Source organism: Streptomyces sp. NPDC001093 (assembly GCF_040298985.1).
GTDB lineage: Bacteria > Actinomycetota > Actinomycetes > Streptomycetales > Streptomycetaceae > Streptomyces.
Window position 1 is genome coordinate 1 of the sequence record NZ_JBEPBF010000209.1, and the last position, 11047, is coordinate 11047.

Sequence of the window (11047 nt, forward strand, 5' to 3'; positions counted from 1 at the left end):
GCACTGTCCGCCGGGGTGCCCGTGACGGCCGTGCCCCCGCGAGGCCGGCAAGGGGCGTCCTCCGCGCCGTCGGTGCCCGGGACGGCCGACGCCGGGAGGCCGGGACCGGCGGGGGCGCGGCAGGAGCCCGTGGTCGACCTGGACGAGCTGGCGCGGCGGCTGCTGGACCCGCTGGCCCGGCTGCTCCGCGCCGATCTGCGGCGTGGCCGCGAACGTGCGGGCCGCCCCTACGACGGACGCCGCTGAGGACTGGGAACGGATGACCAACGGATGACGGACAACATCTTCGCGACGAGCGTGTTCTTCCGGCTCGCGATCGGCGGCAACGATCTGGGGGCCTTCCACACCTGCTCCGGTATGGGGGCCGAGGTGGAGATGGAGACTTACGCGGAGGGCGGGAACAACGGCTTCACCTGGCAGTTGCCCGGCCGGGTCACCTGGTCGAACATCACTCTCAGCCGGCCGGTCACCGCAGACACGGCGAAGATCGCGCGTTGGCTCGACGAGACGCTGCGGCGTGTGGAGCCCAAGGACGGCGAGATCGTGGCGCTGAAGCCGGATCTGACCCGCATCATCAGCTGGCAGGTGCTCGGCATCGTGCCGGTGCGCTGGCAGGGGCCGTCGTTCGATCCGGCTTCCTCGCAAGCGGCGGTGGAGACGCTGGAGATCGCCCACGAGGGACTGAGGCCTTCCTGATGCCTGCCATGCGGACGAGCCGGGCCAGGGCCCAGTTGACCCTGAAGGAACCCCCGGCGGCGGTCGGCGCGAAGCCCGGAGGGACGATCGCGCGGCTGAACCTCCAGTTCAATCCCAGCACCCTGCAGCTGAGCAAGACCACCGAGTGGCGGCGCACCCCGTCGCGGATGGCGGGGCAGTCGGCGCTGCCGGAGTTCGTGGGCAGCGGGCCGCGGCAGCTGAGCCTGGAGGTCTTCCTCGACGCGACCTCGACCCATGACAACTCGGTGGAGCAGGCGGTGGAGACGCTGATGAAGGCGTGCGTGCCCAGCCCGGCGAGCCTCGCGCGGAAGAAACCGGCCAGTCCCTGGGTGCGGTTCGAGTGGGGCACGGCCCGGACGACGTCGTTCGACGGCGTGCTCTCCAGCCTGTCGGTGACGTACACGCTGTTCGACGTGGACGGCAAGCCGCTGCGGGCGACCTGTTCGCTGTCGGTGGAGGAGGCGAGCGTCGACCCACCGGGACAGAACCCGACGTCCGGCGCCCGTACGGCCCGCAGCACGCACACGGTCGTGGCCGGGGACGGCCTGGCGCTGCTGGCCTGGCGGGAGTACGGCGACGCGACGGCGTGGCGGGTCATCGCGGAGGCGAACGGAATCGACGACCCGATGGCCCTCGTGCCCGGCACCGAGCTGGTGGTGCCGGCGCTCGGGGGCGCGGACGGTGAGGAGGAGCGGTGACCACACCCGAGGCGCGGGGCGGCCGGTCCTTCGCGGCGGACCCCGTCGTGGAGGCGCCCGGTGAGCTGCCGCAGATCTGGGCCGCGCAGCTGGTGAGCTGTGTGGTGGACGAGAACGTGGGCCTTCCGGACACGGCCGTGCTCACCTACCGCGATCCCGATCACGAGTTCCTGAAGTCGACCGGCATCACGCTGGGCACCCCGCTGCGGGTGTCGGTGGTGACGGTGGCCGGGCAGGCGCGGGAGCGGCTGTTCAACGGCGAGGTCACGGCGGTGGAGATCGACCGGGACGGCACCGGGTCGTTCACGGTCGTCCGCGCCTATTCCGTCGCGCACCGGCTGCAGCGCGGGCGGAAGGTGGTGGCGTACCGGAACATGACGGCCGCGGCCATCGTCCGCAAGGTGGCCGCCGGGGCGGGGCTGCCGGTCGGGAAGGTGGAGGCGGCGCCGGTCACGTACAAGCAGCTGTCGCAGGCCAATGTGTCCGACTGGGACTTCCTGCAGTATCTGGCCGGCGAGAGCGGTGCGCAGGTGCGGGTCGACGACAAGGGCGTGCTGCAGTTCACCAAGCCCGAGAAGGCCTCCGGTGCGCCCGCGCCGTCGACTCCGGCGACGCAGAGTCCGATGGTGCTGGAGTACGGGCGGAATCTGCTGGCGCTGCGGGCCGCGCTGTCGGGGGCGGACGGGGCGTCCCAGGTCGAGGTGCGCGGCTGGGACGTCGCCACCAAGACGCCGCTGGTGGCCCGGCAGCAGTCGGTGACCAGCGACACCGTACTGCCCGGTCTGGCCCCGCAGTTCGGCGCCCGGTTCGGGAAGTCGGCGAAGCTGACGGTGACGGACACGCCGTACCGGACGCAGGCCGAGACGACGGCGGCCGCCGGTGCGGTCGCCGGTCAGGTGAGTGCGGGTTTCGGTGAGGTGGAGGCGCTGGCGGAGGGCAATCCGCGGCTGCGGGCGGGCCGGCCGGTCGCGCTCGGCAACGTGGGGCCCGCGTTCTCCGGCAAGTACACGTCCACGGCGGTGCAGCACACCCTGGAACCGCACGGTGGCTACCGCACCACGGTGTGGGTGAGCGCCAGCCCGGACCGGTCCCTGGCCGGTCTCGTGACGGGTGCGAACGCGCCGGGGCGGGGTCCGCGCATGCCGGGCCTCGCGATCGGGGTGGTGACGGACGTGCGGGAGCCGGGCGGCGCGCAGAGCGGCGGGGTACGGCTCAAGTTCCCCTGGCTGGACGACACCTATGTGACCGACTGGGTGCGTACGGTGCAGTGGGGCGGCAAGGGCGGGGGCGGTGTGGTGAGCCCCGAGGTCAACGACGAGGTGCTGGTGGGCTTCGAGCAGGGCCTGCTGGACAGTCCGTATGTCATCGGCGGTCTGTACAACGGCGTGGACCGGCCCTCGAAGCACGACGTGCCCCTCGTGGACGGGACCAGCGGCAAGGTCAACCGCCGTTCGGTGGTGTCACGTTCGGGGCACCGGCTGGAGCTGCTGGATCCTCCGACGGGACCGTCCGGGGTACGGCTTCGTACCGCGGACGAGCGGCTTGAGGTGCTGCTGGACGACCGGAGCAACCGGCTCGAGCTTACGGTGTACGCGGCCGGCGGCCGACGGGCGCTGTCCTCGGTGGTGATGGACGGCCAGGGCATCACGCTCGACGCGAAGACCGGGACGGTCAGCGTGAAGGGCGGCACCGTGGAGATCGACGGCACCGACACGGTCAGGGTCGGCGGCCGGTCGGTGAGCGTCGCGGGGCAGACGGACCTCACGCTCGACGGCGGCCTGCTCGGAGTGCTGAAGGCGGATCTCGTGCGTATCAATTGACACTCTCGCCCCCCGTCTCTGACTGTACGTCATATTCCTGTCACGACAGGCCCCTTGAGGGGCCAAGAACCGCTTCGAGGAGTCCGTTGCATGCCCGGCGCAGCCCGTACCGGCGACCCCACCAGTCATGGGGGTGTGATCGCCACCCCGCCGCCCGGCGCCGCCATGGCGGTGGCGCGCGTGCTGATCGGCGGCCGTCCCGCCGCCGTCGTGGGAAGCCTGCACACCTGTGTGGTGCCGCCGCACGCCGCCCTGGGCCCGGGGAACGTGGTCATGCCCAACCCGGCCGGGCTGATCTCGGGCGAGGTGCTCATCGGCGGGCTGCCGGCCGCACGGGCGGGCGACCAGACCACGTGCGGCGCCACGATCCAGCTCGGCGCCCTGAACGTCCGGATCGGAGGCCTGTGATGAGCGAGCGGTTCATCGGGCGAGGCTGGGCGTTCCCGCTGCGGGTCGGGCCGACCGGCGGGATCGCCATGGTGGAGCGGGAACGGGAGATCGAGGAGGCGATCCGGCTGGTGCTCGGCACCGCGCCCGGAGAACGCCCGATGCGCCCGGAGTTCGGCTGCGGCATCCACGACTTCGTCTTCGCACCCGGCGACGGCGCCACCGCGGGGCGGATCGCCCAGCAGGTGCGCGAGGCGCTGGAGCGGTGGGAGCCGCGGATCAGCGTGGACGACGTGGTGGTGGCCTTCGACGCGGTGGACGACGGAACCCTCTACATCGACGTGCGCTACACGGTGCGGTCCACCAACGACCGGCGCAACCTGGTGTTTCCCTTTTACACGATCCCCTCCGAGGAGGGGGCCGAGGAAGCGGTCGCGGACTGATGGCCCTGCCCTCCCCCAACCTGGACGACCGGCGGTTCCAGCAACTCGTCGACGAGGCGAAACGGTATGTGCAACAGCGCGCACCGGAGTGGACCGACCACAACGTCTCGGATCCCGGTGTCACCCTGATCGAGACCTTCGCCTATATCGTGGACCAGCTGCTGTACCGGCTGAACCGGGTGCCCGACAAGAACTACACCGCCTTCCTGGACCTGCTGGGCATCCGCCTGTTCCCGCCGGCGGCGGCCGGTGCCGAGGTCGACTTCTGGCTGTCCGCGCCGCAGCCCGACACGGTGACGCTGCCCCCCGGCACCGAGGTGACCACGGGCGACGGCGAGGCGGAGGAGCCCGTGGTGTTCGCGACCACGGACGAACTGCGCATCGTGCCGAGCGAGTTGAACCGGCTGGTGACCGCGCCCCGGACCGGCGAGCAGACCGACCGGACCCGTGAGCTGAGCGAAGGCCGCGACGTACGGTGCTTCCAGACGGCGCCCGAACCCGGCGACGCCGTGCTGTTCGGGCTGCCCACGGCCGTACCCCGGTGCATCGTCGCCGTACGCCTGGACAGCCGGGTGGAGGGCGTCGGCGTGGACCCGCGCCAGCCGCCTCTGGTGTGGGAGGCCTGGGACGGCGGTCGTTGGCTGGTGTGCGAGACCGGCTCGGACACGACGGGCGGCCTCAACCGGCCCGGCGAGGTGATCGTGCACGTCCCCGCCGGGCACACGGCGTCCGTGATCGGCGGGACGCGTGCGGGCTGGCTGCGCTGCCGGGTCACCGAGCCGGAGCCGGGACAGCCGTTCTACTCGGAGTCCCCGACCGTGCGTGAGGCGTCCGTGTTCACGGTCGGCGGCACCATCGCCGTCGAGCACGCCGAGACCGTCACGGACGTACCGCTCGGCACGTCGGAGGGGGTGCCGGGACAGACGTTCCGGCTCGGCCGGCCGCCGGTGCTGCTGGACGGCGAGCCGCCGGTGGTGGAGGTCTCCTCGGCCGACGGCTGGCAGCGCTGGAGCGTCGTGGAACACTTCGGCCGCTCCGCTCCCGACGACCGGCACGTACGGGTGGACGCGACCACCGGCGAGTTCACCTTCCCGCCGGCCCTGCGTGAGCCGGACGGCACGCTCCGGCTGTGCGGCGCGGTGCCCGAGAAGGGCGCCCGCATCCGGGTGTCCCGCTATCGCACCGGCGGCGGCCCGGCCGGCAACGTGGCGCGGGGCGCGATCTCGGTGCTGCGCAGTTCCGTGCCGTACGTCGCCCGGGTCACCAACCGGGAGGCGGCACGCGGCGGGGTGGAGGGCGAGACCGTCGCCAACGCCAAGCTGCGGGCGCCGGACGCGCTGCGGATGCAGGAGCGCGCGGTGACCGCCGAGGACTACGAGATCATCAGCCGGCAGGCGGCCCCCTCGGTGCGCCGGGTGCGCTGTCTGCCGGCGGCCGAAGGGGCCGGCGCGGTACGGGTGCTGGTGGTGCCGGACGCCGTCGCGGACGACGGGGATCGGCTCCGCTTCGAGCAGCTGATCCCCTCCGACCAGGTACTCGCCGCGATCACCGAGAGCCTGGACGAGCGACGGCTGATCGGCACCCGGCTGGTGGTGGAGCCGCCGGTGTACCAGGGCGTCACGGTCGTCGCCCGGCTCGCGGCGGCGCCCGAGGACACCGACCGGGTGCGCGGCGCGGCCCTGGCCGCGCTGTTCCGTTACCTCAACCCGCTGCACGGCGGTCCGGACGGCACCGGCTGGCCGTTCGGGCGGCCGGTGCAGTACGGCGAGATCTTCGGCCTGCTGCAACGCGCCACCGGCAACGCGCTGGTGGAGGAGATACGGCTGTTCGCCGCCGACCCGATCACCGGGCGGCGCGGAACGCCGGTGGACCGCATCGACGTGACCGCGGGCGCGCTGGTGTTCTCCTACCAGCACCAGGTCGTCGTACAGCCGCTGGAACCCGGAGGCCGGGCATGAGCCGTGCGGCCGTACCCGGACTGCCGAGCCGGCATCCGATCGGCGGGCTGCTGCCCGCGCTCTACGCCGACGACGACTTCGCCCAGCGGTTCACCGGGGGCCTGGACACCGTCCTCGCCCCGGTGTTCTCGACCCTCGACAATCTGCCCGCGTATCTCGACCCGCGCGTGGCGCCGCTGGATTTCGTCGCCTGGCTGGCGTCGTGGGTGGGCGCCGACGACGATGCCGGGTGGCCTGCGGAACTGCGCCGGGAGGCGGTGACACGCGCCGTGGAGTTGCACCGCTGGCGCGGCACCCGGCGTGGCCTGGTCGAGCGGCTGCGGCTCGCCCTCGGGGTGAACGCCGATGTCGTCGGTGACGGCCAGGCGGTGTGGTCCCGTACCGCGGGCACCGAGCTGCCGCCGGAGCCGTCCGGCGAGATCGTGGTCCGGGTGTGGCCGGGCCGCGATCCACACGTGGACGCGGGCCGGGTCCGGGAGGTCGTCCGGTCCCTGTGCCCGGTGCATGTCTCGTGCCGGGTGGAGATCCTGCCCGGCCCGCCCGCGGACGAGGGGAGCTGACGTCATGCGCGCCTGTCCCGCGTGCGGGGCGTCCAACGACGCCGCTGAGGACTTCTGCAGCAACTGCGGTTCGTATCTGGACTGGTCCGAAGAGGGCGCGCGAGACACATCCGCGTCGTCGCCCACTCCTGAACCAACACCAACACCAACGCCTACGCCTACGCCTCCGCCACCGTCCACGCCTCCGGCGGAGGGCGACGGACCGCGAGCGCAACCACAATCCGGTCCGACACCGACACCGGCGCCTGCGCCTGCGCCGACACCCGACGGTGCCGCACGCGCCGGAACGACCGATGAGCCTCGCACGGGCCGGGCCGCCGAGAGGTCGCGCGGGAATCCCGCGGGCAGCGGCGCCGACCCGGAGAGCGCCGGCCCGATCGGCACAGGCAGCGGCACCGGCAGCGAGAGCCCCGGCAACCACGGCGGTGCGGACCGTTCCTCCGCACCCACGGCGTCCTCGGACCGCCCCGTCGGCGAGACCTTGCCCTCGGTACGTCCGTCCGACTCGGCGCAGCCCCCCGCCCCGCCCCCGTCCCCCACGCAACCGCCCGCACCGTCACCGGCTCCCACGCGGCCGCCGGTCACGCCACGGGCTCCCACGCAACCGCCCACCCCACAGCCGGCCCCCGCACAGCCGAGTGCCGCCCAGCCGACCCCCGCACAGCCCGCGCCCGTGCAGCCGGCGAAGCCGATCGCGCCGCGGCCGGTCGTACGGTCCGTGGCCGCGCCGGAGGAAGCGGCCGGGGAACCGTGCCCGGTGTGCGGCACGCCCAATCCGCCGGAGCGCCGGTTCTGCCGCCGCTGTGCCGGCCCGCTGACCCCGGCGGCGGCCCATGAGCAGCTGCCCTGGTGGCGGACGATCTGGCCGTTCCGGCGCCGGGTCCGGGCGGGGTCCGGGCGCTGGATCCGGGTACTGGTGACACTGGCGGTGATCCTCGCGCTGTGCGTGGGCGGGTTCTTCCTGCTGCCCGCCGGGCGCGCCCTGATCGAGGACACCCGGGACAAGCTCAGCGGCGCCAAGGCGATCACCCCGGTGGCCGTTCACGCCGACGCCGAGGTGCCCGGCCATCCGGCGAAGGACACCACCGACGGGCTCAGCAACCGCTACTGGGGGGCGCCGGGGGCCGGAGCCTCGATCACGTTCGCCTTCGGCAAGCCGTTCCGGCTGGTCGACCTCATCATTACCAATGGCGCGTCGAAGGAGCCCGAGGAGTACGCCCGTGAGGCGCGGGCGCTGCGCATGGACATGGAGGTCACCTCGGCGGACGGCTCGGTGCACCACAAGGACGTCGACCTCAGCGACAAGGCGGGAGACCAGACCGTCGCCACTGGGATCGACAACGTGGTGAAGGTGCGGCTGGTGCTGAGGGCGGTCACGGGGCTCTCCAGGGGGCGGCATGTCGCGCTCGCCGAGGTGGAGTTCTTCCAGCGGAGCTGACCAGCGGGCGCCCATGACGGCACCGTGGTGTGGCCACAGGCCCCGTGCTGCCCGGCGTCACCATGACACTGCTCAGCGGCACACCGAACATCGGCTCACGGCCCTGGCCTTGACCAGGCCAAGGACATGGCAGCCGCGTTCGCGGCGAGCACCGGCATCGGGGCCCGAGCCGTGATCGCCATCGACGACTCGGAGCTGCCTTCCGAGCACCCCGTGTCGAACCACGCGAGGGGCGGGCCGTCCCCGACCGCGAGATTGAAGGCGTGCGACAGGCACGTGCACACCGGGCGCACTGGTCCGCCGGAGGCCCAGCCGTTCGTGGACAGGAGCCGGTTCTGCAGGCGGGCCAGGGCGAACACGACAAGCATCTGTCCCTGACGCGGAAAGTGTCTGAACGTCCCCGAACGCAGATGACTGTGACGGGGCGCGGTGGACTCACAGGCGAGATGGGCCAGGGCAGACCGACGGGGTGGCTGGCCCAAACGCGAGTTGCTGCCCCGGCGGGGCGTGCGGCAGGCGTCCTTGGTCACAGCCCGCAGGAGCCGCGGTCGAGGTGGAAGTAGCGGGCGTTGGCCCAGCGGCACAGCCGGATACCTATGGTGACGCCGACGATGGTGACCAGGGCGGGCAGGTATCCGCTGGCGACCTGGACGATCGGGATTGCCGGGCACCCTCCGGAGATCGCCCAGCCCGTGCCGAACAGCACGGCGCCGGGGATCACGCCGGCGTGGATGCGCCCCGGGGTGCGGCGGACGCGTAGCAGAGCGAATGCGCAGACGATGATCAGGACGGCGCCGGCGAAGGAGAGCAGCATGCGCAGGTCCTGGAAGGTGAACATGCGGTTCAGCTCCGTGTAGTCGCCGAAGCCGATGTTGGAGACGGTATAGCCGAGAGTGAGGCCGGTGACGATGTTGGCCATCAGAATCGCGCCCCGAGTACGCATCAGATCACCTTCCACAGCAGGAACGACACCGCGACGGCGGTGCCGAAGAACACGGCGGTCGCGACGAGGCTGACCGGGCGCAGACGGCCGCAGCCGTTGAGTCCGTGGCCGGAGCTGCACCCACCGGCCAGCCGAGTGCCGAAGCCGACCAGCACGCCTCCGACGAACAGCAGGACGATCATGGCGGCCGGGTTTGCGGTGACCACGTTCCGGAATCCCGGGCCCATGTCGAAGCGGAGGTGGAACCGGCCGGAGGTGACCGCGGCGATCAATCCACCGAGGAAAATCGATACCAGCAGGGCAGCCTGGGTAACCAGCGGGGCCGGGCCGGGGCTCGTGCCCGAGATGTCCTCACTCACCGCCGGTTCGACGTCCGTTTCGACCAGTTGTGACGACCCGTACGGAACCGACGGCACGGCGGGTGCGACGGGGCTGCTGCCGAAGTGCTCCGCCGTAGCCGCGGCGAGAGCGTCAGCGAGTGCGCGCTCGTCGGTGAACTCCTCGTCCATCCGCTCCAGGCGGCGCTCCCTGCGCCAGTGCAACACGCGATCCCACGCGGACGACACCCCGAAAGACCGGTCTGTGGCGAGGGCGTAGTTGATGGTGATCAGAGCGAGCCCGGCAGCGCCGGCCCACCAGGGCCAGTAGCCACTCATGCGGGGCCTCCCATCCATTCGGTGAATCGAGCCCACCAGCCGCGCTTCGAGCTGGGCTCTTGCCCCGCGTGTCGAGATGGGCGGCCCGGAGGCTGGGGAAACGGTGGGGATGGTGACGGTCGGTAATGCGGGACCGGTATCGTCGGAGATGCCGCCCCGAACTGAGCCATGGTCTCCGGTGCCGCGGTCACAGGTTCTGACGGCTCTGGCGGCCGAGCCGGTGCCGGCTGCGACCAGGATGCGTTCTCCGGCGGCCAGGGATTGTGTTGCGGTGGAGGAGCCTGCTGGGGTCCCTGCACTGGGCCGGCGGCACCGGACCGGTCCTGACCGCTGGCCGGGTCTTCAAGGTGCCGCGCACGGGCACCGTTGGGCAGCAGACTGATCGGCACACGCTCGCCGGTGAGTGACACCTGGTAGCGCGCACAGCCGAGCCACTGATCCTCGCTGTCGCAGTAGTAGTCACGCCAGCCTTGCAAGCTCGCCCTGAGCAAGGGGAAAAGGGGGCATCCTGCGGCGTGCGAGCAACTCACGTTGCTCCCTTCTGACCGGCGCACACCACCCGTTCCGTGAGGGCGGTTGCCGTTCTCGGTCTCTTGCCCTCGCCACGCCCTGGCCGACGATTTCGAAAAGACGCGGTGACGGCCTGTCATAATACGAAGCAGTGCCCTCCATTCCTTCGGCCGGGCGAGATGGAATCACTGTTTCGGGGTCCCGAGCAACCTCAGGGCGTATTCCGACTGTGACTGCTTGACATCGCCGAGTGAGGTATGCCACGCGAGACTTATACCCTATGTCTCGTATGACTGGATATTCGCGGCCGATGTCGAGGCCGCTTTGAGTGTGACACGCCCTCCTGGTCGGCCCGCCCGGTGGCGCGAGTCAGTTGTTCGTGGAAACGGTGTACGTACAGACATTGGTTGTGACGGCATTGTGAATTCGACTGTGACGAAACTGTTGATATTACTGGTCGTTAGTAATGGTGCCAGCGAAGGGGAATCATGTGCCGACGTACTGTCTGCCAGTCATGCCGGAAGGTGACCTATGAGGGCTGCGGGAGACACGTGGAGCAAGTGCTCGCCGACGTGCCAACAACCCAGCGGTGCATGTGTGAGTCGGCGGAGCCCAAGCCTGTGCGCACAGGGGAGCCGGTGACTCGAACGGGGCCGGATCCGGCCCGACCGGGCGGGACGGTGCGACTCACCCATGTTCCTCGACGCCTGGACAGTTCACCGGGCCGATCGAAGGATGGCTGGTGGGCCCGGCTCATCGCGTGGATGAAAAGCCCAGCATGAAGTAAAATCACGCTCCGGCACCGGGGGCGCCTGCGCCAGTCTGAGCAGACACCCCATGACATTTGAGGTCAAGCGGCCTGGAGGTGGGCGTGGTGCGACCAGGCGGTCGCCTCGTCGTAGAGGGTGCGGGACTTG

The 11047-nt window shown here is 71.3% G+C and carries 11 protein-coding genes and 1 pseudogene; 10 read left to right on the plus strand and 2 right to left on the minus strand.

Features of this window, described 5'->3' with window-relative positions; translation table 11 throughout:
* The 9 genes and pseudogenes from ABT288_RS47450 to ABT288_RS47490 form a co-directional block, all read left to right on the plus strand.
* Window positions 1-246: pseudogene (locus tag ABT288_RS47450) on the plus strand (hypothetical protein); the annotation flags it as partial.
* 24 nt (window positions 247-270) lie between these two features.
* On the plus strand, window positions 271-696 hold the full coding sequence (locus ABT288_RS47455; protein WP_351622595.1) for a phage tail protein: 426 nt from the start codon (window positions 271-273) through the stop codon (window positions 694-696).
* Window positions 693-1415: a CIS tube protein gene (locus tag ABT288_RS47460; RefSeq protein WP_351622623.1), complete on the plus strand. Its 723-nt coding sequence runs from the start codon at window positions 693-695 to the stop codon at window positions 1413-1415. The genes ABT288_RS47455 and ABT288_RS47460 overlap by 4 nt, the downstream gene beginning before the upstream one ends.
* On the plus strand, window positions 1412-3235 hold the full coding sequence (locus ABT288_RS47465; RefSeq protein WP_351622598.1) for a VgrG-related protein: 1824 nt from the start codon (window positions 1412-1414) through the stop codon (window positions 3233-3235). Before ABT288_RS47460 ends, ABT288_RS47465 begins: the two co-directional genes overlap by 4 nt.
* A 90-nt stretch (window positions 3236-3325) precedes the next feature.
* A complete protein-coding gene (locus tag ABT288_RS47470; RefSeq protein WP_351622601.1) occupies window positions 3326-3643 on the plus strand; it encodes a PAAR domain-containing protein in 318 nt (105 codons plus the stop codon).
* On the plus strand, window positions 3643-4065 hold the full coding sequence (locus ABT288_RS47475; RefSeq protein WP_055707777.1) for a GPW/gp25 family protein: 423 nt from the start codon (window positions 3643-3645) through the stop codon (window positions 4063-4065). The genes ABT288_RS47470 and ABT288_RS47475 overlap by 1 nt, the downstream gene beginning before the upstream one ends.
* On the plus strand, window positions 4065-6023 hold the full coding sequence (locus ABT288_RS47480) for a putative baseplate assembly protein (protein ID WP_351622605.1): 1959 nt from the start codon (window positions 4065-4067) through the stop codon (window positions 6021-6023). The genes ABT288_RS47475 and ABT288_RS47480 overlap by 1 nt, the downstream gene beginning before the upstream one ends.
* The gene (locus tag ABT288_RS47485) at window positions 6020-6583 is read left to right on the plus strand and encodes a phage tail protein (RefSeq protein ID WP_351622608.1); all 564 of its coding nucleotides are present in this window, start codon (window positions 6020-6022) and stop codon (window positions 6581-6583) included. The genes ABT288_RS47480 and ABT288_RS47485 overlap by 4 nt, the downstream gene beginning before the upstream one ends.
* A 673-nt stretch (window positions 6584-7256) precedes the next feature.
* Window positions 7257-8021, plus strand: coding sequence for an NADase-type glycan-binding domain-containing protein (locus ABT288_RS47490; protein ID WP_351622611.1), 765 nt, complete (start codon window positions 7257-7259; stop codon window positions 8019-8021).
* A 526-nt stretch (window positions 8022-8547) separates the two neighbouring features.
* Here the strand turns inward: ABT288_RS47490 and ABT288_RS47495 are convergent.
* Both ABT288_RS47495 and ABT288_RS47500 read right to left on the minus strand, forming a co-directional pair.
* Window positions 8548-8964, minus strand: a complete 417-nt coding sequence (locus tag ABT288_RS47495; protein WP_351622614.1) for a YeeE/YedE thiosulfate transporter family protein — start codon at window positions 8962-8964, stop codon at window positions 8548-8550.
* Window positions 8964-9620, minus strand: a complete 657-nt coding sequence (locus ABT288_RS47500; protein WP_351622617.1) for a YeeE/YedE family protein — start codon at window positions 9618-9620, stop codon at window positions 8964-8966. Before ABT288_RS47500 ends, ABT288_RS47495 begins: the two co-directional genes overlap by 1 nt.
* 998 nt (window positions 9621-10618) lie before the next feature.
* On the opposite strand from ABT288_RS47500, the gene ABT288_RS50460 reads away from it, so the two are divergent.
* A complete protein-coding gene (locus ABT288_RS50460; RefSeq protein WP_502973013.1) occupies window positions 10619-10912 on the plus strand; it encodes a DUF8730 family Cys-rich protein in 294 nt (97 codons plus the stop codon).
* Window positions 10913-11047 lie beyond the last annotated feature (135 nt).

Excerpts from the sequence above, each read along its gene's own strand:
- ABT288_RS47455 (WP_351622595.1), top strand. The coding sequence starts at position 271 with ATGACGGACAACATCTTCGCGACGAGCGTGTTCTTCCGGCTCGCGATC.
- ABT288_RS47470 (WP_351622601.1), top strand. The coding sequence starts at position 3,326 with ATGCCCGGCGCAGCCCGTACCGGCGACCCCACCAGTCATGGGGGTGTG.
- ABT288_RS47475 (WP_055707777.1), top strand. The coding sequence starts at position 3,643 with ATGAGCGAGCGGTTCATCGGGCGAGGCTGGGCGTTCCCGCTGCGGGTC.
- ABT288_RS47480 (WP_351622605.1), top strand. The coding sequence starts at position 4,065 with ATGGCCCTGCCCTCCCCCAACCTGGACGACCGGCGGTTCCAGCAACTC.
- ABT288_RS47485 (WP_351622608.1), top strand. The coding sequence starts at position 6,020 with ATGAGCCGTGCGGCCGTACCCGGACTGCCGAGCCGGCATCCGATCGGC.
- ABT288_RS47495 (WP_351622614.1), bottom strand. The coding sequence starts at position 8,964 with ATGCGTACTCGGGGCGCGATTCTGATGGCCAACATCGTCACCGGCCTC.
- ABT288_RS47500 (WP_351622617.1), bottom strand. The coding sequence starts at position 9,620 with ATGAGTGGCTACTGGCCCTGGTGGGCCGGCGCTGCCGGGCTCGCTCTG.
- ABT288_RS50460 (WP_502973013.1), top strand. The coding sequence starts at position 10,619 with ATGTGCCGACGTACTGTCTGCCAGTCATGCCGGAAGGTGACCTATGAG.